The organism is Pseudoxanthobacter sp. M-2 (genome assembly GCF_046156265.1).
In the GTDB taxonomy this organism is placed as follows: Bacteria; Pseudomonadota; Alphaproteobacteria; order Rhizobiales; family Segnochrobactraceae; genus CAMDHY01.
This window is the reverse complement of sequence record NZ_JAWDIR010000011.1, coordinates 310,703-330,667: the sequence shown is the minus strand read 5'-3', so window position 1 is coordinate 330,667 and position 19,965 is coordinate 310,703. Positions and strand designations below refer to the sequence as shown.

General features: G+C 69.5%; 25 protein-coding genes. 16 read left to right on the top strand and 9 right to left on the bottom strand.

Annotation, left to right across the window (positions count from 1 at the left end; all coding sequences use genetic code 11):
• Positions 1 to 89: 89 nt before the first annotated feature.
• A complete protein-coding gene (locus RUR49_RS06585; protein ID WP_409145576.1) occupies positions 90 to 758 on the top strand; it encodes a LolA family protein in 669 nt (222 codons plus the stop codon).
• Positions 759 to 831: 73 nt separating this feature from the next.
• Here RUR49_RS06585 and RUR49_RS06580 read toward each other — a convergent pair whose 3' ends face one another.
• The 4 genes from RUR49_RS06580 to msrB all read right to left on the bottom strand — a co-directional run bounded on the left by RUR49_RS06580 (position 832) and on the right by msrB (position 4,641).
• A complete protein-coding gene (locus RUR49_RS06580) occupies positions 832 to 1,194 on the bottom strand; it encodes a hypothetical protein (RefSeq protein WP_409145575.1) in 363 nt (120 codons plus the stop codon).
• Between the two features lie 44 nt (positions 1,195 to 1,238).
• Entirely contained in the window at positions 1,239 to 2,000 is a 762-nt protein-coding gene (locus tag RUR49_RS06575) for a DUF1194 domain-containing protein (RefSeq protein ID WP_409145574.1), read from the bottom strand.
• A gap of 72 nt (positions 2,001 to 2,072) precedes the next feature.
• Positions 2,073 to 4,211: a S9 family peptidase gene (locus tag RUR49_RS06570; protein ID WP_409145573.1), complete on the bottom strand. Its 2,139-nt coding sequence runs from the start codon at positions 4,209 to 4,211 to the stop codon at positions 2,073 to 2,075.
• Positions 4,212 to 4,221: 10 nt separating this feature from the next.
• Entirely contained in the window at positions 4,222 to 4,641 is a 420-nt protein-coding gene (gene msrB, locus RUR49_RS06565) for a peptide-methionine (R)-S-oxide reductase MsrB (RefSeq protein WP_409145572.1), read from the bottom strand.
• Positions 4,642 to 4,852: 211 nt separating this feature from the next.
• Between msrB and RUR49_RS06560 the strand changes: the two genes are divergently transcribed.
• The 11 genes from RUR49_RS06560 to RUR49_RS06510 all read left to right on the top strand — a co-directional run bounded on the left by RUR49_RS06560 (position 4,853) and on the right by RUR49_RS06510 (position 12,982).
• Positions 4,853 to 7,231 (top strand): putative monovalent cation/H+ antiporter subunit A, encoded by a 2,379-nt coding sequence (locus tag RUR49_RS06560; RefSeq protein WP_409145571.1) that lies wholly within the window; start codon positions 4,853 to 4,855, stop codon positions 7,229 to 7,231.
• Entirely contained in the window at positions 7,228 to 7,662 is a 435-nt protein-coding gene (locus RUR49_RS06555) for a Na(+)/H(+) antiporter subunit B (protein ID WP_409145570.1), read from the top strand. The genes RUR49_RS06560 and RUR49_RS06555 overlap by 4 nt, the downstream gene beginning before the upstream one ends.
• Positions 7,662 to 8,039: a Na+/H+ antiporter subunit C gene (locus RUR49_RS06550; protein WP_409145569.1), complete on the top strand. Its 378-nt coding sequence runs from the start codon at positions 7,662 to 7,664 to the stop codon at positions 8,037 to 8,039. Before RUR49_RS06555 ends, RUR49_RS06550 begins: the two co-directional genes overlap by 1 nt.
• Positions 8,039 to 9,592: a Na+/H+ antiporter subunit D gene (locus RUR49_RS06545; protein WP_409145568.1), complete on the top strand. Its 1,554-nt coding sequence runs from the start codon at positions 8,039 to 8,041 to the stop codon at positions 9,590 to 9,592. The genes RUR49_RS06550 and RUR49_RS06545 overlap by 1 nt, the downstream gene beginning before the upstream one ends.
• Entirely contained in the window at positions 9,589 to 10,062 is a 474-nt protein-coding gene (locus RUR49_RS06540; RefSeq protein ID WP_409145567.1) for a Na+/H+ antiporter subunit E, read from the top strand. The genes RUR49_RS06545 and RUR49_RS06540 overlap by 4 nt, the downstream gene beginning before the upstream one ends.
• Positions 10,059 to 10,415: a cation:proton antiporter gene (locus tag RUR49_RS06535; protein WP_409145566.1), complete on the top strand. Its 357-nt coding sequence runs from the start codon at positions 10,059 to 10,061 to the stop codon at positions 10,413 to 10,415. Before RUR49_RS06540 ends, RUR49_RS06535 begins: the two co-directional genes overlap by 4 nt.
• Positions 10,412 to 10,810, top strand: a complete 399-nt coding sequence (gene mnhG / locus RUR49_RS06530) for a monovalent cation/H(+) antiporter subunit G (protein ID WP_409145565.1) — start codon at positions 10,412 to 10,414, stop codon at positions 10,808 to 10,810. The genes RUR49_RS06535 and mnhG overlap by 4 nt, the downstream gene beginning before the upstream one ends.
• A gap of 277 nt (positions 10,811 to 11,087) precedes the next feature.
• The gene (locus tag RUR49_RS06525; protein ID WP_409145564.1) at positions 11,088 to 11,504 is read left to right on the top strand and encodes a MucR family transcriptional regulator; all 417 of its coding nucleotides are present in this window, start codon (positions 11,088 to 11,090) and stop codon (positions 11,502 to 11,504) included.
• A gap of 255 nt (positions 11,505 to 11,759) precedes the next feature.
• Positions 11,760 to 12,089 (top strand): hypothetical protein, encoded by a 330-nt coding sequence (locus tag RUR49_RS06520; RefSeq protein ID WP_409145563.1) that lies wholly within the window; start codon positions 11,760 to 11,762, stop codon positions 12,087 to 12,089.
• A gap of 149 nt (positions 12,090 to 12,238) precedes the next feature.
• On the top strand, positions 12,239 to 12,565 hold the full coding sequence (locus tag RUR49_RS06515; protein ID WP_409145562.1) for a hypothetical protein: 327 nt from the start codon (positions 12,239 to 12,241) through the stop codon (positions 12,563 to 12,565).
• Positions 12,566 to 12,676: 111 nt separating this feature from the next.
• Positions 12,677 to 12,982, top strand: coding sequence for a hypothetical protein (locus RUR49_RS06510; protein ID WP_409145561.1), 306 nt, complete (start codon positions 12,677 to 12,679; stop codon positions 12,980 to 12,982).
• A gap of 90 nt (positions 12,983 to 13,072) precedes the next feature.
• On the opposite strand, the gene RUR49_RS06505 is transcribed toward RUR49_RS06510, so the two are convergent.
• Together RUR49_RS06505 and RUR49_RS06500 are read right to left on the bottom strand one after the other, a co-directional pair.
• A complete protein-coding gene (locus RUR49_RS06505) occupies positions 13,073 to 13,672 on the bottom strand; it encodes a superoxide dismutase (RefSeq protein WP_409145560.1) in 600 nt (199 codons plus the stop codon).
• Positions 13,673 to 13,836: 164 nt separating this feature from the next.
• Positions 13,837 to 14,739 (bottom strand): branched-chain amino acid aminotransferase, encoded by a 903-nt coding sequence (locus RUR49_RS06500; RefSeq protein ID WP_409145559.1) that lies wholly within the window; start codon positions 14,737 to 14,739, stop codon positions 13,837 to 13,839.
• Positions 14,740 to 14,928: 189 nt separating this feature from the next.
• Here RUR49_RS06500 and RUR49_RS06495 point away from each other — a divergent pair, with 189 nt between their 5' ends.
• The 3 genes from RUR49_RS06495 to RUR49_RS06485 all read left to right on the top strand — a co-directional run bounded on the left by RUR49_RS06495 (position 14,929) and on the right by RUR49_RS06485 (position 16,344).
• Positions 14,929 to 15,591, top strand: a complete 663-nt coding sequence (locus RUR49_RS06495; RefSeq protein WP_409145558.1) for a haloacid dehalogenase type II — start codon at positions 14,929 to 14,931, stop codon at positions 15,589 to 15,591.
• 75 nt (positions 15,592 to 15,666) lie between these two features.
• Complete coding sequence (locus RUR49_RS06490) at positions 15,667 to 15,924, top strand: type II toxin-antitoxin system Phd/YefM family antitoxin (protein WP_409145557.1); 258 nt, start codon at positions 15,667 to 15,669, stop codon at positions 15,922 to 15,924.
• Positions 15,925 to 15,927: 3 nt separating this feature from the next.
• A complete protein-coding gene (locus tag RUR49_RS06485) occupies positions 15,928 to 16,344 on the top strand; it encodes a type II toxin-antitoxin system VapC family toxin (RefSeq protein WP_409145556.1) in 417 nt (138 codons plus the stop codon).
• Positions 16,345 to 16,360: 16 nt separating this feature from the next.
• Here RUR49_RS06485 and RUR49_RS06480 read toward each other — a convergent pair whose 3' ends face one another.
• The 3 genes from RUR49_RS06480 to RUR49_RS06470 all read right to left on the bottom strand — a co-directional run bounded on the left by RUR49_RS06480 (position 16,361) and on the right by RUR49_RS06470 (position 19,044).
• A complete protein-coding gene (locus RUR49_RS06480; RefSeq protein WP_409145555.1) occupies positions 16,361 to 16,942 on the bottom strand; it encodes a TIGR00730 family Rossman fold protein in 582 nt (193 codons plus the stop codon).
• Entirely contained in the window at positions 16,942 to 18,324 is a 1,383-nt protein-coding gene (locus tag RUR49_RS06475) for a M20/M25/M40 family metallo-hydrolase (RefSeq protein ID WP_409145554.1), read from the bottom strand. Before RUR49_RS06475 ends, RUR49_RS06480 begins: the two co-directional genes overlap by 1 nt.
• Before the next feature lie 108 nt (positions 18,325 to 18,432).
• Positions 18,433 to 19,044: a LysE family translocator gene (locus tag RUR49_RS06470; protein WP_409145553.1), complete on the bottom strand. Its 612-nt coding sequence runs from the start codon at positions 19,042 to 19,044 to the stop codon at positions 18,433 to 18,435.
• Positions 19,045 to 19,230: 186 nt separating this feature from the next.
• Here RUR49_RS06470 and RUR49_RS06465 point away from each other — a divergent pair, with 186 nt between their 5' ends.
• Positions 19,231 to 19,797 (top strand): AAA family ATPase, encoded by a 567-nt coding sequence (locus RUR49_RS06465; RefSeq protein WP_409145552.1) that lies wholly within the window; start codon positions 19,231 to 19,233, stop codon positions 19,795 to 19,797.
• Positions 19,798 to 19,965 lie beyond the last annotated feature (168 nt).

Genomic DNA, 19,965 nt, shown 5'->3' with positions numbered 1-19,965 from the left:
GGCCACAGGCGCACGCTATCGCCGAGGCCAGTGATCGATGCGCTCGAAGCGTGCCGCGGTGCCGGCGCGCCGACCGAAGGAGAAGCAAGATGCCCCATCCGTTCCGCCGCGCCGCTGTTCGTCGCGCTGCCCTGGGGGCGGTCGCCGCGGTGGCCCTCGCCGCCGGTGGCATGACGGTGCTCGCCCCGATGCCGGTCGCAGCCCAGGCGGCCACCGAGACGAGCGGCGAGGCGCTGGCGCGCATCAACGACTACTTCAACGGCATCCGCACGATGTCGGGCGAGTTCATCCAGTTCGGACCGACGGGCGGGCGGGCGGAAGGCTCGTTCGTCATCGCCCGGCCGGGCAAGGTGCGGTTCGACTATTCGCCGCCGGCACGCATCGACATCGTCGCCGACGGCAAGTCGGTGGTGGTGCGCGACCGCCGGCGTGCGACCCAGGACGTCTGGCCGCTGTCGAAGACGCCGCTGCGCTTCCTGCTCGCCGACAAGATCGACCTCCTGAAGGACGCCAACGTCACCGACGTCCGCACCGAGGGCGACACCACCGTCATCGTCATCCAGGAATCGACGGTCTTCGGCGACGGCAAGCTGACGCTGTTCTTCGACAGCACCACCAGCGAGCTGAAGCAATGGATCGTCACCGATGCCCAGGGGCTCGACACGACCGTGGCGATCTACAACGTCCAGACCGGCGTGAAGGCGGACCCCAAGCTGTTCGTCGTCGACTACCAGCGCGTCATCGGCGCCGAGCGCTGAGGCGCGGTGGGCCGGGCTTCCCGGCCCCGAACCGGAGGCCCGCCCCGCCCGGGGCGGGCGAAGGCAAAGCCGCTCAGGGCCTGTAGCCCTTGTCGCAGCGGCTGACCCACTGCCAGTCCTGCCAAGTCGAGTTCATCCAGTAGAGCCAATTACGGCAGTCCGTCTCGGTGCGGAAGCAGGCCCACTGCGACGTCGTGTTGAACATGTCGAACAGCGTCTCGCGGCGGCCGGCGAACTGACCCCACCAGAGGTTGGCAGCGCCGAACTCGGCGGCGGCCGCCTTGCACTCGAGCGGCGTCGGGCGCGGCTTGATCGGCGGCGGCGCGTTGGCGGCAAGCGCCCCGACCATGCCGACCGGCATCGCGGATGCAAGCGCCAGAGCGAGCGTCGCTGATAGGGCGAGTGCGCCGCGACCCCGGATACGACTGCGAGACATCAACGCCACTCCCTGCGCGTCGCCGGCGCGTGCCGACCGGCTCGCTACCTAACCGTCGGAATGCCATCCGGTTGCGCGTCCGCCGCCCGGGTCGGGGCGTCCGGAAGCCGGCCGGCGATTTCCAGCACCATCTTACGCCGGACCGCGTCGGCGAAGGAGACGTTCTCGTCGGCCACCATGACGAAGGACGCCGGGCCACCGATGACGTCCTGCTCGTAGACGAGCGACAGCGGACGCCCGCCGACGATGCGCGGCTGCCCGCCGGGACGCTGAATCACCAGCCCGTTGATGACGATACCCTTCGCCACCGCGTCGTCGCGGGCGGCGTGGATGGAGCGGCCGCCGATGTTCGGGCCATCGCCGGAGACGTCGATGACGCGGCGGATGCCCTCGTAGGCGTTGGTCTCGAGCTTGTGGACGGAATAGTCGATCGCCGCCGAGATCGAATTGTAGCCCCACGCCGCCCGCGGCCGCGTCACCAGGGCCTCGGCGAAGGCGGAGGCGGAGGCCTCGTCGCGGATCACCATCCAGTCGACGATGGTGTGCTGCGAGGCAGGTCCCCCCCACTCGATATAGGCGACGGCGATCGAGCCGTGGATGCCGTCGCGGATGGCGTTCAGCACCTCGGTGCTCATCACCGCCTCGGCATAGCCACGGCGCTGGAAGGCGAGCTCGTCATTGTCGATCGAGCCCGAGCCGTCGGCGGCGAGGACCAGTTCGACGTCGACGGGCTCGGCCGCGGCGGGCGCAGCGATCAACAGGGCGGCGAGAGCGGCGATTACGGCGGCGAGACGGGGCTGGCGCATCAGGGTCCTCCTCGGCGGGTGTCGTCGAAGCCGGCCGGCGATGCGCCCGCCGTGGGTTTGGCAGGTTTGCGCTCAGGCCACTCCGGTTACGCCGAGGGCGAAGGACTGGATGAGCGCGATCTCCTCGAGGCGCCCGAAGCGCCCGGCGGCGCCGCCGTGGCCGGCCTCCATGTTGGTGCGCAAGAGCAGCACCGCGTCGTCGGTGCGCTCGGCGCGGATGCGCGCCACCCACTTCGCCGGTTCCCAGTAGGTGACGCGTGGGTCGGTGAGACCGGCGAGCACGAGGAGCGGCGGATAGGGCTGTGCACCGACGCTCTCGTAGGGGGCGTAGCGCTTGATGCGCCGGTAGGCCTCGGCGTCCTCGATCGGATTGCCCCACTCCGGCCACTCCGGCGGCGTCAGCGGCAGCGTCGGGTCGAGCATGGTGTTCAGCACATCGACGAACGGCACCTCGGCGACGACGCCGGCGAACAGGTCCGGCCGCATCGTCGCGACCGCCCCCATCAGCATCCCGCCGGCCGAGCCGCCCTGGGCGACGATGCGGCCGGGCGCGGTGTAGCCGGCCTCGATCAGATGCTCCGCGACCGCGACGAAGTCGGTGAAGGTGTTCTCCTTGCCCTCCCGCCGCCCCTCCCGGTACCAGCGCCAGCCCTTGTCCTTGCCACCGCGGACGTGGGCGATGGCGTAGACGAAGCCACGGTCGACGAGCGACAGCGCGTTCGTCAGGAAGGCCGCCGGCACCGAGATGCCGTAGGAGCCGTAGCCGTAGAGGAGCATCGGCGCCGAGCCGTCGAGGGGGGTGTCGCGACGGTGCAGCAGCGACACCGGCACTTCCTCGCCATCGGGCGCAACGGCGTGCAGGCGGCGCGTCACATAGAGCGAGGAGTCGTGGCCCGAGGGCACCTCCTGTTCCTTGCGCAGCACCCGCTCGCGGCTCTCCATGTCGTAGTCGTAGACGCGCGCCGGCGTCGTCATCGACGAGTAGGTGAAGCGCAGCGTCGTCGTCTCGGCCTCGTAGCCGTCGACGACGCCGAGCGAATAGGCCTCCTCGTCGAAGCGGATCTCGTGCTCGGCGCCGTCGGCGAGGCGGCGGACGACGATGTGCGGCAGGCCGTCGCGGCGCTCGAGGCGGACGAGGTGGCCGGCGAGCGCGGTGATCGACAGGATCAGACGGCCCGCCTCGTGCGGCACGAGGTCGACCCACCCTGCCCTGTCCGGGGCCTCAACCGGGGCGGTGACGACCTTGAAGTCCTCCGCGTCGCCGGCGTTCGTCAGGATGAACAGACGGTCGTCCGCGACACCGCCGCCGTGGTCGACGGAGTACTGCTCGGCGGTCTTGCGCGGCGCCACCAACCGCGGCGCCGTCTCCGGCTCGTCGGCGGGGATGAGGTGCGCCTCGGACGTCTCGTGGTCGTGCACGTCGACGAGAACGAAGCGCCCGGACTGGGTGCGCGACACCGAGACGAAGAAGCCGGGGTCCGCCTCCGCGTAGACGAGTGCGTCGTCGGAAGCCGGCGTGCCGATGCGGTGCCGGTAGACCCGCGCCGGTCGGTGCTCCTCGTCGAGGCGGACGTAGAAGACGAACCGGGAATCCGCCGACCAGACGGCCCGGCCGGACGTGTCGGGGACGACGTCGTCGAGGTCGGCGCCGGTGGTGACGTCGCGGATGCGCAGCGTGAAGGCCTCGCCGCCGGTCTCGTCGACCGCGTAGGCGACGAAGGCGTGGTTCGGCGCGTGCGCGGCGGCGGCGAGCCGGAAATAGGCCTTCCCCTCCGCCAGGGCGTCGCCGTCGAGCAGGACCTCCTCGGGGCCGCCGTCGCGCGCGGTCCGCACCAGCAGCGGGTGTTCTCCCCCTTCCCGGTGCTTCATGGCGTAGGCGAACGGCCCGTCCGGCGCCGGGACCGAGCTGTCGTCCTCCTTGATGCGGCCGCGCAGCTCGGCGACGAGGCGCGCCCGCAGCTCGGCGCGATCGGCGAGGATCACGTCGGCATAGGCGTTCTCGGCCTCGAGATAGGTCCGGATGTCCCCGGAGAGCGCCGCCGGATCGCGCATGACGGCGCGCCAGTCCTCGGCGCGCAGCCAGGCGTAGGGGTCGATGCGGGTGTCGCCGTGGACGGTCGCCTCCACCGGCCGCGGCTCCGCCGACGGTGGACGCGGGTCGGCGGGAGCGGTGGCGAAGGGCGGACGGGCGGGGGTGTGGCGGACGAGCATGGAGGCGGTATCAGCCTTTCTCGGGGTCGAAGTCGAGCGCCGTGCCATTCATGCAGTAGCGCAGCCCCGTCGGCCCCGGGCCGTCGGGGAAGACGTGGCCGAGATGGGCGTCGCAGGTGGCGCAGCGGATCTCGACGCGGCGCATGCCGTGCGAGACGTCCTCGATCTCGCGCACCGCATCCTTCGAGACCGGCGAGAAGAAGCTCGGCCAGCCGGAGCCGGAATCATATTTCGTTTCGGACGAGAACAGCGGCGTGCCGCAGGCGATGCAGGCGTAGGTGCCGTCGCGCTTCTCGTCGAGATGCGGGCCGGTGAAGGCGCGCTCGGTGCCGTGCTGCCGCGTGACGTAGAACTGCTCCGGTGTCAGCTGCGAGCGCCACTCGTCGTCGGATTTCACGACCTTGGGCGCGGACGTTGCGGGCGCGGTCATCTCGTGTTCTCCACTGCTGACGGGAACAAAGCCTTCGCCGCCAGAGATAGGCTTCCGATCGACTTGCGGCAACCGGCACACTCCTGGCGATAACCCGGGGGCGCGACCGGTTGCACGCTTGCGAGGACCGGACGGCGCCGCTATGACCCGAGCGTGTCGTCGGCGGGGAACTGCCCGACCATACCGCCCACAGCGACGGAGCCGACCGGACATGCAGGACGCCGCGAACGCCTCAACGCTCGCGGTCGCTCTCCTGCCGTTCGTCGCAGCCCTCCTCGCGCCGCTGCTGACGGCGGTGCTGCGCCACAATGCCGGCTGGCTGCTCGCGCTGGTGCCGGCGGCGATGTTCGTCCACTTCCTCGGCTATCTCGGCCCGGTCTCCGAGGGCCAGCGCTTCGTCTTCGGCGTCGACTGGGTGCCATCCCTCGGCGTCCGCTACCAGATGCTGATCGACGGGCTGTCGCTGATCTTCGCACTTTTGATCACCGGCATCGGCACATTCATCATCGTCTACGCCGGCGGCTACCTGAAGGGGCATCCGCAGCAGGGGCGCTTCTTCTCGTTCATGCTGATGTTCATGGGCGCGATGCTCGGCCTCGTGCTCGCCGACGACCTTCTGTCGCTGTTCGTGTTCTGGGAACTGACGTCGATCACGTCGTTCCTGCTGATCGGCTTCGACCACGCGCGCGCCGCGGCCCGCCGCGCCGCCCTGCAGGCGCTGGTGGTCACCGGCGGCGGCGGACTGGCGCTCCTCGCCGGCCTGCTGCTCGCCGGCTGGGTCGGCGGCGTCACCTCGATGTCGGGGCTGCTGGCGCTCGGCGGCGGGCTGAAGGAGAGCCCGTTCTACGTGGCGATCTTCGTGCTGGTGCTCGCCGGCGCGTTCACCAAGTCGGCGCAGGTGCCGTTCCACTTCTGGCTGCCGAACGCCATGGAGGCGCCGACGCCGGTGTCGGCCTATCTCCATTCGGCGACGATGGTGAAGGCCGGCGTCTACCTCTTGATGCGCATGCAGCCGGCGCTGGGCGACACGGCACTGTGGACGACCGTGCTGCCGCTCTTCGGCGGCCTGACGCTGCTCACGGGTGCGCTGCTCGCCGTCCGGCAGACCGACCTCAAGCTGATGCTGGCGCAGACGACAGTCGCCTCGCTCGGCCTGCTCGTCATGCTGATCGGCACCAGCGACGCGCGCGTCATCGAAGGTGCGGCGCTCTATCTCGTCGCCCATTCGCTGTTCAAGGGCGCGCTGTTCATGGTCGCCGGCGGCATCGACCACGAGGCCGGCACGCGCGACGTGACGAAGCTCGGCGGCCTGCGCAAGGCGATGCCGATCACCTTCGTCGCGGCGATGCTGGCGGCGCTGTCGATGGGCGGGCTGCCGCCGTTCATCGGCTTCCTCGCCAAGGAAGTGCTCTATGATGGGCTCGCCAATCTCGACGGCGCGACGATGCTCGTCGCCGCCGCGGTGATCGGCAACGTGCTGATGTTCGCCATCGCCTTCGCCGTCGCCCTGAAGCCGTTCGCCGGACCGGAGGTGCATACGCCGAAGCACGCCCACGAGGCGCCACCGTCGCTGTGGCTCGGGCCGATGGTGCTGGCGCTCGCCGCACCCGCGCTGGCCATCTGGACGTCCTGGACCGGCACCAACGTCGCCGGCCCGATCGTGTCGAGCATCCTCGGCCGGCCGTTCGAGACCGACCTGCACCTGATCCCGACCTACATCGGCGCGGCGGTGATCCTGTCGCTGGTGACGATCGCGCTCGGCATCGTCGCCTATCTCGGGCTCGCCCGCCTGCGTGCGGCCGTCGCCGGGGTGACCACGGCCGTCGGCTGGGGCCCGGACCGCTGCTTCGACCAGGCCGTCTCCGGTCTCGTCCGCCTCGCCACCGTGGTGCGCCGTCTCGTGCAGCCGGGCGGCCTCGAGGTCTACATCACCACGACGATGCTGTTCGTCGTGGCGGCCCTGCTGGCGCCGCCGCTGCTGCTCGGCGTCACCGTCCGCGCTCCCGTCTGGCCGGACGTGGCGATCTACGAGTGGGCGATCCTCGGCATCGCCGTGCTCGGCCTGATCGTCGTGATGACGGCCGCGAGCCGGCTCGTCGCGATCATCGCGCTCGGCATCCAGGGCTTTGCGGTGGCGGTGCTGTTCATGCTGTTCGGTGCGCCCGACCTGTCGTTCACGCAGTTCATGGTCGAGACGCTGTCGGTGGTCATCCTGGCGCTCGTGATGGTGCGGCTCGATCTCACGCCGAGCGACCACCGACCGCCGCTTACCGCAGCGCGCGACCTTGTCATCGCCGGCGCCGCCGGGGTCGGATTCACAGTGCTGCTGCTTGCCGTCGTCGGGCAGCCCTTCAACAGCGCGCTGTCGGACTTCTTTGCTGAAAACAGCCGGGCGATCGCTCACGGGCGCAACATCGTCAACGTCATCATCGTCGACTTCCGCGGCCTAGACACCCTCGGCGAGATCGCCGTGGTCATGGTGACGGGCCTCGCCGTGCTGGCAGTGATCGGCCTGCGATCCCGACGCCGGCCCGTCGCAGCAACACCCACGCCGGCACCGGTCGCGGCGACGACGGAGGTCGGCTCGTGAACACGGTCATCTTCCGCACCATTGCCCCGTTCCTCACCGCCCTGATGATGGTGTTCTCGGTGTTCGTGCTGCTGCGCGGCCACAACGAGCCGGGGGGCGGCTTCATCGGCGGGCTGATCGGCGCCTCGGCCCTGGCCATCTACGGCATCGCCTGCGGCGTCGCGCCGGTGCGGCGGGCGATGGTGCTGCACCCGGTGGCGATTTCGGCGCTGGGCCTGCTGTTGTCGGGACTTTCCGGCCTCCCGGCGCTGGCTGTCGGCCTGCCGTACCTGACGGCCCTGTGGACCTACCCGACCGTCTTCGGCACGGAGCTGCCGCTGTCGACCGTGCTCGTCTTCGACATCGGCGTCTACCTCGTGGTGCTCGGCGCCATCACCTCGATCCTGCTCAGTCTCGAGGAGCGCGACATCGACCAGGGGGAGGACCACTGATGGAGGACGTCTTCGCCGTCCTGATCGGGCTGTTCTTCACCGCCGCGATCTACCTGATGCTGTCGCGGCAGATCATCCGCATCATGCTCGGCATCGCCATCCTCGGAAACGCCGTGAACCTGCTGATCTTCACGGCGGGACGGCTCGTGCGGGAAGTGCCGCCGGTGGTTCCGGTGGATGCGATGGTGCCGCTCGTCGAGACGGCGAATCCGCTGCCGCAGGCGTTGATCCTCACAGCCATCGTCATCTCGTTCTCGTTCTTCACCTTCCTGCTGGTGCTCGCCTATCGCGCCTACCAGGAACTCGGCACCGATGCGGTGGACGAGATGCGCCTGGCCGAACCGGCGCACGAGCCGCCACCGCCGGGAGGCTACTGATGGCCGTCGACGCCACCGCCGTCGATCTCACCCGCGCCATGGTCACGGCGCCGACGCGCCTTGCCGACCTGCTCATCGTCGCGCCGGTGGCTCTGCCGCTAATCGGCGGCGCGCTGTCGCTGTTCCTGCGCAACCTGCCCAGGCTCCAGCCGGTGATCGCGATCGTCGTCCTCGCGCTGCTCGTCGCCTGCGAGGCGGCCTTGCTGTCCCGCGTCCTCGCCGAAGGCCCGCTGACCATGATGATGGGGCGGTGGCTGCCGCCCTTCGGCATCGCCTTCACCGTCGACGCCCTCGGGGCCGTGCTGGCGCTGACGGCCGGCGTCGCCGGGCTGGCAGTCGCCGTCTATTCGGCGACGGACGTGACGGTGGGCGACCGGCGCTTCGGCTTCTATCCATTGCTGCTGCTGCTCGTCACCGGCGTGTCCGGCGCCTTCTGCACCGGCGACCTGTTCAACCTCTATGTCTGGTTCGAGGTCCTGCTGATCGCGTCGTTCGGGCTGATCGTGCTCGGCGGCGAGCCGCGCCAACTCGACGGCGCGGTGAAGTACGGCGTCCTCAACCTGATCGCCACGACGCTGTTCCTGATCACCACCGGCGCGCTCTACGGCCTCGTCGGCACACTCAACATGGCCGACATCACGGCGAGGGTGGCGGCCCTGCCGGAGGGCGGCGCGATCACGACGATCGCGATGCTCTTCCTGCTCGCCTTCGCCATGAAGGCGGCCGCCTTCCCGCTCGGCTTCTGGCTGCCGGCGTCCTACCACACACCGAAGATCATCGTCGGCGCCATCTTCGCCGGCCTCCTGACCAAGGTCGGCGTCTATGCGCTGATCCGGGTTCTCGCCATGCTGATGCCGGGCGAACGCCTGATGCTCGCCGACGTCATCACGTGGGTGGCGGCACTGACGCTGCTCGTGCCGGCGCTCGCGGCGCTGGCCGAGAGCGAGATCCGCCGCACCCTCGGATGGGTGGTCATCGCCGGCATCGGCAACATGCTGGCCGGGCTCGCGCTCGGCAGCGAGGCGGGCTACGCCGGCGCCATCGCCTACGCGGTCCACTCGATGCTGGCGATGACCGCGATCTACCTGACGCTCGGCCTCACCGAGCGCATCGCCGGCACCTCGTCGCTGCACCAGGCCGGCGGCATCTGGCGGGCGAGCCCGCTCGTCGCGGCGCTCTTCCTCATCATGGTGCTCTCCGCCTCCGGGCTGCCGCCGTTCTCCGGCTTCTGGCCGAAGGCGATGCTGGTGCGCGCGGCACTCTCGGCCGACGCCGGCTGGATCGCCGCCGCCATCCTCGTCTCGGGCTTCCTGGTGACGCTGGCGCTCGGCCGCGTCTTCCTGTTCGCCGTCTGGCGGGACGCGCCGGAGGGCCGCCCGGCCGCGGGCACGGCCGGCATTGTCGGTCCGCTGGTCGGCGTCGGGCTTGCTGCCGCGATCGCCGTCCTCGGCGTCCTGCCGCAGCCGCTCGTCGCCGTCGCCTCGGAAGGAGCACGGGGGCTGATCGATCCCGCCGGCTATCTCTCCTCCGTCTTCCCGGAGGCGCGACCATGACGCTGTTCCTCGCCAACATCCTGCTCGCCATCGCCTGGGGGGCCATGACGGGCTCCTTCGACGTCCTCAATCTCACCTTCGGCTTCGTGCTCGGCGCCTTCTGCCTGGCGCTGATCCGCGAGCAGCTCGGGACCGACGGTTACTTCGGCCGCGGCTACCGCGTGATCGGCCTGATCTGGCTGTTCCTCAAGGAGCTCGTGAAGTCGGCGGTGAAGGTGGCGGTCACGGTGCTGACGCCGCGCCTCGACCTGAAGCCCGGGATCATCGCCTTCCCGCTGTCGCTGGAGCGGGACATCGAGATCACGCTGCTCGCCAACCTGATCACGCTGACCCCCGGTACGCTGTCGATCGACGTCTCCGAGGACCGCAAGACGCTCTACGTCCACTGCATCGACGTTCCGGATGTGGATGCGGCGATCGCCGACATCCGCGACGGCTTCGAGCGGCGCATCCGGGAGGTGTTCCGATGAGCTGGAGCCAGAGCTTCCTGTCGATGGCGACCGACGCCTCGCTGCTCGTCCTGTCGGCCGCCCTCGTGCTGATCGTCGTTCGCATCGTGCGTGGACCGACCCTGCCCGACCGCATCCTCGCCCTCGACATGCTGATCGCGGCCGTGATCGGCTTCATCGCCACCATGGGCGTCAAGGCGGGCTTCACGCTCTACGTCGACATCGCCATCGCCCTCGGGCTCGTCGGGTTCCTGTCGACGGTGGCGCTCGCCCGCTTCGTGCTGTCGCGGGGCCGGGCCGGAGAGGAGGGCGGCGAAGGCGCGGACGGCCGACCCGACGCGAGCGACCGCCGGATCGAGGGAGGCGCGCCGTGATCGACATTCTCAACGTCGTCGTCGGGCTGCTGCTGATCGGCGGTGCGCTGTTCACGCTGGTGGCGGCGATCGGCATCCTGCGTCTCCCGGACGTATACATGCGCATGCACGCGGCGAGCAAAGCCGGCACGCTCGGCTCCGGCATGGCGCTCATCGCGGTGGCGGTGCATTCGCTGGAGCTCGACGTGGTGACGCGAGCGATCGCCGGCGTGGTGTTCTTCATGCTGACGGCGCCGATCTCGGCCCACCTGCTTGCCCGCGCTTCCTATCAGGTCGGCTACCGACCGTGCGCCGCCACCCACGTCGATGCGCTCGCGTCGGCCCCGCCCGCCGACACCAGCAGCCCGCCACCGGCGGCCGGCGGAGAATCACCCGCCGGAAGCCCAGCGCATTGACGGCAGGGCTGCAAAGGTCTGCGGGGGAAGTGCCCCCGCGCCCAGCGGCGAATTGCATCAGCATGACAGTTGGTGATGACCCACAGCCGCAGGGTCGAGAAGACTTGTATTCTCTCGGAATACATTTATACGTTTGCCGCGACTGCCGACCCTCGGTGGCCACTTTTCGGGCCCATCGCAGCCGGACGATGCTTCTTCTCGACGCGGACGACGCACCCACGACTGCGACGCGATTCCATCCGATCCAATCAGAAACAACGAACTCAGCGAACCTGCGATGAACGAACTGAATGACAACGCCGATCTGATCGATCTCGCCGCCGACATCGTCTCGGCTTATGTGAGCAACAACACGGTGCCGGCCGCCGATCTGCCCGCCCTCATCTCGGACGTCTATGCCGCGCTGCAGAAGACGAACACCGGTGAGGTCGAGGCCGCGCCGGAGCCGCTGAAGCCGGCCGTTCCGGTGAAGAAGTCGGTGACGCCCGACTACATCGTCTGCCTCGAGGACGGGAAGAAGTTCAAGTCGCTGAAGCGGCACCTTCGCACCCACTACGACCTGACGCCGGAAGAGTATCGCGAGAAGTGGGGCCTGGCGGCCGACTATCCGATGGTCGCCCCGAACTACGCGGCCGCTCGCTCCGAGCTCGCCAAGAAGATGGGCCTCGGCCAGCAGCGCCGCCGCGGCAAGTGACGCGCTGAGAGACCCGGCAATCGACGGAGACCATGCGCCGTCGACGCCTGAACCGACGCGTCGGCCACGAGCCGATGCGGGTCGAACAAGGGGCGGTTCCACGGAGCCGCCCCTTTCCTGTTCCAGCGATGCCGTGCCGTTTGGCGCGCGGCAGCAGTCGGGCAGGCTCCGCCTTTTCCGCTCGGGCATTTGCGCCTAGTTTGAGCGGCGACGGGACGACGAGTGGCGAGCGTGATTCGCGAAAGGGCCGGGTCGATGGTGAAGGACGTGTCGAGAGTTCGCCGGCTCCCGGTGATCGCCGGGGTCGCTGCCGTGGGCGCGTTGCTGACCGCATCCTGTGCCCCCGTGCTCGACGCGAGCCCGTTCACGCTGGCGCGCATCCAGGCCGAGACGCCCGCTTGCGACGCCGTCAACACCGGCCCCTGGGTTGGCCGCGTTTCGGGCCAGATGCTGCTGATGCCGGGCACGAAGGTCGTCTCGCTGGTCGGCTGCTTCCCGACCCAGGAACAGTGCAACGCCTGGCGTCGCTTCGCCCTCATCGCCGTGAGTGGCCGCATCATCTACAACGAGTGCCGCACCGCCTGACGCAGGCGTGAGGCCGGCGGTGGTTGTGCCACGCCTGCGCAGCCCTATCTCGGCAGCATCGGCTCTGGCGCTGTGCCGGGCCATCGCTGTTGTGGTGCGCTGCGACCGGCCCTTTGAGCCGGGCGCTGGCGCCACCTGGGAGTTCTCCGATGCTCGCCGCCACGCCCCGTCTCCCCCGCCTAGCCGCCGCCCTCTCCGCCGCCGCGGTGGCGATGGTATTCTCCGCAGTACCGGCCGCGGCCGACTACAACCGGGTGATCGCCTTCCGCGCTGCGACGCCGAAGTGCGAGGCCAACCCGAACCTGCCTTGGATCGGCCGGGCCTCCGGCCAGACGACGTCGCTGATGAGCGACCTGATGGTGCCGGTGTCGTTCGTCGGCTGCTTCGCGACCGAGGCCGAGTGCCGGAAGTGGCTGGGCCACGGCATCGGCCTGATCGACGGACGCATCGTCGAGAACTCCTGCCGGCCGCGCTGAAGCGAGGATCACATCGGGGTTCGCGCGGGGTGCCGCGTGGGCCACGGGCGGGCTAGAGTGGCTTCAGGCACCGAAACCGGTACCTGACCCGCTCATAAGGGAGCCCGAGCCATGACCCTTTCGCGTCGGATCGCCGCCGCCGTTCTCGCCGCCGCCCTCGCCCTTCCCGCCGCTGCCTTCGCCCAGGAAGACGTCAACAGCTTCCGCGAGGCGTCGCCGTCGTGCGACGCCAACCCGACCCTGCCGTGGATCGGTCGCGTCTCCGGGGAGAGCGACGAGGACCCGACCGACAACACCGAGCCGGTGTCGTTCGTCGGCTGCTTCGCAACCGAGGCGGAGTGCAACGCCTGGCGTGAGCGCGGCAGCGGCCTCATCGACGACCGCATCGTCCAGAACAGCTGCGAGCAGCGTCAGTAGGCAGCCGCTTCGACAGCCTCACCCGAGAATCAGAAAGGGCGCCGCGAGGCGCCCTTTCGGTATTCGATGCCACTCTTCGAGGAGCGCCGCTCAGGCGGCCTTCTCGTACATCTCCAGCACATAGTCCCAGTCGATCAGGCTGTCGACGAAGGCCTCGAGGTACTTCGGCCGGGCGTTGCGGTAGTCGATGTAATAGGAGTGCTCCCAGACGTCGACGCCGAGGATCGGCGAGCCGCCGTGGACGAGCGGGTTCTCGCCGTTCGGCGTCTTGGTGATGGTGAGCTTGCCGTCCTTCACCGCGAGCCAGGCCCAGCCGGAGCCGAACTGCGTCGTGCCGGCGGCGATGAAGTCGGCGCGGAACTTGTCGTAGCCGCCGAGGTCGGAATCGACCGCCGCCTGCAGCTTGCCCGGCAGCTTGTTGCCGCCGCCGCCCTTCTTCATCCACTTCCAGAAGTGGATGTGGTTGTAGTGCTGGCCGGCGTTGTTGAAGAGGCCGGCGTTCTTGCCATAGGAGCCCTTGACGATCTCTTCGAGGCTCTTGCCTTCCCACTCCGTTCCCTTCAGCAGATTGTTGCCGTTGGTGACGTAAGCCTGATGGTGCTTGTCGTGGTGGTACTCGAGCGTCTCCGCCGACATGTAGGGCTGCAGGGAGTCGTAGGCATAGGGCAGCGGCGGCAGTTCGAAGGCCATGGGGGTCTCCTTTTCGGTCGGATCGGTCCGGGCGCCGGCTCCGGCGCCCGCAGTGTCGGCTCGCGCGGCAACATAGGGGGAGAGCGTCGCGGCGGCAACGGACAGCAGCGCGAGTGCGTCGCGCCGGCTGGGTGCTCGGCGATCGCGCCGGTCTCCCTCGATCGTCATTGGTGGGCGAACTCCCAGTAGAGGCCGCGCGCGAGCTGGGCCACCGGCCCGGGCTGGAAATCCCGCGCATCGATGCGGGTAACGGGCGCGACCTTCGAGTAGTTCCCGCTCGTGAACACCTCGTCGGCGCCGAGGAAGTCGTCATAGGAAAGCGCCCGCTCCTCCACGCGCTTGCCGGCGCCGCGCAGGAGCTCGATGACGCGCGTGCGGGTGATGCCTGCGAGGAACGTCCCGTTCGGCGCCGGCGTCGCCACCACGCCGTCCTTGACCAGGAAGATGTTGGACGCCGCGGTCTCTGCGACGTTGCCGAGCATGTCGAGGACGATGGCGTTGTCGAAGCCCTTCGCCTTCGCCTCGCGCAACGCCCGGGCGTTGTTCGGATAGAGGCAGCCGGCCTTGGCGTTGGTCGGCATGCACTCGATCGTCGGCCGGCGAAAACGCGACAAAGTGAGCGCGCTGCCGGTCGGCTGCGGCATCGCGGCGACGTACATCGTCAGGCAGAAGCGGGTCGATTCGTGGTCGGGCATGACGACGCTGAGGCCATCGCTTTCCGCCCAGTACATCGGCCGGATGTAGAGGGCGGTGCCGGCCGGGAAGCGGTCGAGGCCCTCCGCGGCGAGTTCGGCGATCTCCTCCGCCCGCATCGTCGGTGCGAGCCCGAGGGCCTCCGCCGAGCGGTTGACGCGCTCGCAGTGGCGGTCGAGGTCGGGCATCACGCCCTCGAAGGCGCGGGCCCCGTCGAACACTGTGCTGCCGAGCCAGGCGCCGTGGCTGCGCACGCCCATGATGGCGACGTTGCCGGCATGCCAGCCGCCGTCGATCCACGACCAGGTCTCCGTCTCCGGCCGCTGCGATCCGAAGCCTTCGGGCAGGCGCAGCGTCGTCGATCCTTCCGCCATCTCGGGCACTCCAATCGATCACCGTCGGCACGAACACGCCGCAACGGCCGCGGAGCCTCCGCGGCGCGAGCGGATCACTCGCGCCGATCGGGTCGCACGTCAACCGCGGCTGGCAGCGTGCGCCCTTTGGGCGTATGGAGCCGGGTCGGCATGCGGGACGCTCGGGATCGCGGCGGCGGGAGGTGAGCGATGAGTTGCTCGGTCTATGTCTTCGACGCCTACGGCACCCTCTTCGACGTCCACGCCGCGGTGCGCCGCCACGCCGCCGCCGTCGGCCCGGATGCGGCGCGCGTGTCCGAAATCTGGCGCCAGAAGCAGCTCGAGTACTCCTGGGTGCGTAGCCTGATGGGCCGCTACCTCGACTTCTGGACGCTCACCGAGCAGGCGCTCGACTTCGCGTTGGCGGCCGTACCGTCGGCCGACCGCGGCATGCGCGAGACGCTTCTCGACGCCTACCGCCGGCTCGACGTCTACCCTGAGGTGCCGAAAGTGCTCGCCGCCCTGAAGGCGACCGGCGTGCGTCTCGCCATCCTGTCGAACGGCTCGCCGAAGATGCTCGCCGGCGCCGCCGCCTCGGCGAAGATCGACGACATCCTCGACGAGATCATCTCGGTCGACGAGGTCAGAACCTTCAAGACGGCGCCGGCCGTCTACGACCTCGTCGCCACCCGGTTCCGCGTCTTTCCCGAGGCGGTGTCGTTCCAGTCGTCGAACCGCTGGGACGTCGCCGGCGCCACCGTGGCGGGCTTCCGGACGGTGTGGCTCAACCGCACCGGCCAGCCCGACGAATACGCCGACCTGCCGCCGGCGGCGGTGCTGCCGAACCTGGAGGGGCTGCTGGGGCTCGGGTGATAGAGGCGAAGCGCGGTTGCCAAGCGCGGTCCACCTGACTAGATATCTGACTAGTCATTTTCCGAGGGACTGGATGTGAAGACCTGGCCTGTTCAGGACGCCAAGGCGCGCTTCAGTGAACTTCTCGAGACCTGCCTTCAGGAGGGACCACAGATGGTCACCAAACGTGGCGCCGAGACCGCTGTCCTCGTTCCTGTGGCAGAGTGGCAGCAGTTGAAGCGTGCCGCGAAACCGACGCTGAAGGAACTGCTGCTCGCAGACACCCCGCGGGTCGACCTCGACGTTCCGGCTCGCGGTAACGCGCACCGCCGCGAGCCTCCGACCTTCACCTGAAGCATGTATCTGCTCGACACGAATGTCGTGTCTGAACTCCGAAGAGCCCGCCCCCATGGGGCGGTGCTGTCCTGGATCGCAGGCGTCGACGACCGTCACCTGTTTTTGTCGACCGTGACGATCGGTGAGATACAGGCGGGAATCGAACGGGCGAGAGAACAAGACGACGCCAAGGCGTCCGAGATAGAGGCATGGCTGGAGCGGCTCGCCGAGACCTACAACCTTCTGAACATGGACGCCCGCACCTTCCGCTGCTACGCGCGCCTCATGCACCGCAAGCCGGCCCATCTGATCGAAGACGCCATGATTGCCGCGACGGCGATCGAGAACGACCTGATCGTTGTCACCCGCAATGTCGGGGACTTCGCAGCCTTCGGCGTCAGGACGCTCGATCCATTTACGTGGCAAGCGGGGTCATAGGCTCCACCCCGCCCCCTCACCGCTCCCCGGCCTTGATCCACTTCGTCACCACCGGCGCCTCGTAGGACTCCATGCGGTCGAGCAGCCGCGCCGGGTCGTCGTCGATCATCAGCATCTCGCGATGCGGGGCACGCACGAAGCCCTCCTGCACCTGGTGGTCGAGGAAAGCGGCGAGGCCCGTCCAGTAGCCGGCGGTGTCGATCAAGGCGCAGGGCTTGGCGTGGTAGCCGAGTTGCGCCCACGTCCACATCTCGAAGATCTCTTCCAGCGTGCCGATGCCGCCGGGCAGAGCAACGAAGCCATCGGAGAGGTCGGCCATCATCCGCTTGCGCTCGTGCATCGAGCCGACGATGTGGCTCTCCGTCAGGCCGGAGTGGGCGATCTCCTTGTCGACCAGCGACTGCGGGATGATGCCGACGACGCGGCCGCCGGCGGCGAGCGCCGCGTCCGCCACCTGTCCCATCAGCCCGACGCGGGCGCCGCCATAGATGAGCCCCATGCCGCGGCGGGCGATCTCTGTGCCCAGCGCGCGGGCGAGCACGCCATAGTCCTCGCGGACGCCGGCGTTCGAGCCGCAATAGACGCAGACCGCGCGCATCAGGCGGCGAGCTCGCCGAGGATGCGGGCCCACGAGCGGATGCCCTTGTGGAAGCTCTTCAGGTCGTACTTCTCGTTCGGCGCGTGGATGCGGTCGTCCTCCAATGCGAAGCCAACGAGCAGCGTGTCCATGCCGAGCCGGCGCTTGAAGTCGCCGACGATCGGGATCGAGCCGCCCATGCCCATCATCACGGCCGGCTTGCCCCACTCGGCCTCGAGCGCCCGCCGGCCGCTCGATAGCGCCGGGCTGTCGATCGGGATGGTCAGCGCCGGGCTGCCGCCGTGGGGGTGGAAGGTGACCGAGCAGTCCTCGGGGACCCGGGCGCGGACGAAGGCGCGGAAGGCCTCGCGGATCGCCGCGGGATCCTGCGTGCCGACTAGACGGAACGACACTTTGGCGGAGGCCACCGCCGGCAGCACCGTCTTGAAGCCGGCGCCGGTATAGCCGCCGAAAATGCCGTTCACCTCGCAGGTGGGCCTGGACCAGATCGCTTCCAGCACGCTCCGGCCCCGCTCGGTCGCCGGGATCTTCAGCCCGACGCCACCGAGGAACTTCTCGGCCGAGAACGGCAGCGACGCCCACTGCTCGGCCACTTCCGGCGGCGGCTCGTCGGCACCGGCATAGAAGCCCGGCACGGTGACGCGATTGTCGGCGTCGTGCAGCGCCGCGAGGATGTCGGCGAGGACGTGGATCGGGTTGCGCGCCGCGCCGCCGAAATAGCCCGAGTGCAGGTCCTTGTCGGCGGCGCGGATCTCGATCTCCTCGCCGACGAGGCCACGCAGCGAGATGGCGATCGCCGGGGTGTCCGAATCGAACATGTTGGTGTCGCAGACGAGCGCGACGTCCTTCTTCAGCTCGTCCGCGTTGGCGTCGAGGAAGGCACCGAGCGATGGGCTGCCGGACTCTTCCTCGCCCTCGAACAGCACGCTGACCGGCACCGGCAGGCCGCCGGTCGCCTCGACCCACGCCCGGCAGGCCTCGACGAAGGTGAGGAGCTGGCCCTTGTCGTCGGAGGAGCCGCGGGCGACGATCTCGCGCGACCCGTCCGGCCGCGTCTGCAGCGTCGGCTCGAAGGGGTCGGTCTTCCACAGGCTCAGCGGGTCGACCGGCTGCACGTCGTAGTGGCCGTAGAAGAGCACGCGCGGTCCCTTGGCGCCGGGATCGGTGCGGTGGCCGACCACCATCGGCCGGCCCGCCGTCGGGCGCACCGTAGCCTCGAAGCCGAGCGCCGCAAGCTCCATCCGGCACCACTCCGCCGCCCGGGCGCACTCGGCCGCGTAAGTCGCATCGGTCGAGATCGACGGGATGCGGATCAGCGCCGAGAGCCGGTCGAGGCTCGCCTCCAGATTGGCGTCGGCACGGGCGAGAACGGCGTCGAGCATGGCGAGAGGCTCCGGAAACGTGCCGCCCGTATCAGGCCGGGGCGGCAGCGGCGGGCCGGACAATAGGCCCGCCCGCGGCAGCCGTCACGCCCGCAGCCGGCGCGGCCGTCACGCCGGCACGAGGTCCGCCACCACCGGCCAGAGGCTCGCCACCAGCAGGAGCGCCATCACGATGTTGAACACGCGCACCGTGCGCGGGCTCGACAGGAAGCGCCGGAGGCCGACGCCGAAGAGCGCCCACACGGCGATGCTCGGCGTGCCGACGACACCGAACACCGCCGCGACGATCAGCACGCCGGTCAAAAGGTGCGCCGGGTCGGAGTAGGTGGCGATCGCCGTCAGCGCCATCGCCCAGCCATTCGGGTTGACCCACTGGAAGGCGGCTGCCTGCAGGAAGGTGAATGGCTTGCCCGGGGCCGCACCGGACCCGACCTCGCCGGCATTGGCGATCCGCCAGGCGAGCCACAGCATGTAGAGGATGCCGGCAACCTTCATCGCCGGATGCAGCCAGGGCAGCAGCACGAAGAGCTGCACGAAGCCGAGACCGACGAGGACGATCATGAGGACGAAGCCGATGGCGATGCCGAGCATGTGCGGCACCGTGCGGGCGAGGCCGAAATTCACGCCGGAGGCGAGCAGCATCAGGTTGTTCGGCCCGGGCGTGATCGAGGCGACGAAGGCGAACAGGGTGAGGGCGAGGAGGGCTTCGGCGGAAAGCATGGGGCTGTCTCTGGCCGCGGAGGCGCGGCGACGGACGGAGGGACGTCGCGTGCGGCGCTTGTCGCACGTTCGCACGGCGACCGGCGAGGGGTCGCCGCGGGGCACGGGACAACGCCGGCGCATCGGTCCGGCCGGACACCGGCGCGAATCGACGCTCCCGTCCGCACCCTGCCCAGTGGCGCGGCCATGAACCACCCGTTTATCGACCGCTTTGTCGTCATCACCGGCGGGCCTGGCTCGGGCAAGACGACGCTGATCGACGCGCTGGAGGCGGCAGGCTTCGACCGCACGGTCGAGGCGGGCCGCGCGATCATCCGGGATGAGGTCGCCGCCGGCGGCGACGCCCTGCCCTGGGGCGACCGGGAAGCGTTCGCCGAGCGTATGCTCGACCGGGACGTGCGCACCTACACGACAGTTTGCAGGGTGGCGGAAGAATGCGACGGCCCCATCTTCTTCGACCGCGGCGTGCCGGACGTCATCGGCTATCGCCGCCTCGTCGGACTGCCGGTGCCGGCAGCCCTCGACGCGGCCGCCCGGCGGCACCGCTACCACCCCCGCGTCTTCCTCGCCCCACCGTGGCCGGAGATCTTCCACGGCGACACGGAGCGCCGGCAGGATTTCGCCGAGGCGGTGCGCACCTGCGAGGCGATGCGGACGGTCTATGGCGACTACGGCTACGAGGTCGTGGAGCTGCCGAAGGCGAGGGTCGCGGAGCGGGTGGCGTTCGTGCTGGCGGAAAATCAGCGTGGGTGAGTGAGGCGGTGCCGTACTTCCCTTCTCCCGGCCGCAGGCGGGGAGAAGGTGGCGCGAAGCGCCGGATGAGGGCGCGCCGTGAAGCGGCGCGGATGCTTGCGCAAGCAGCACCCGCGCTTTCGCGCGGGCCCTCATCCGCCCTTCGGGCACCTTCTCCCAGCTCCGCTG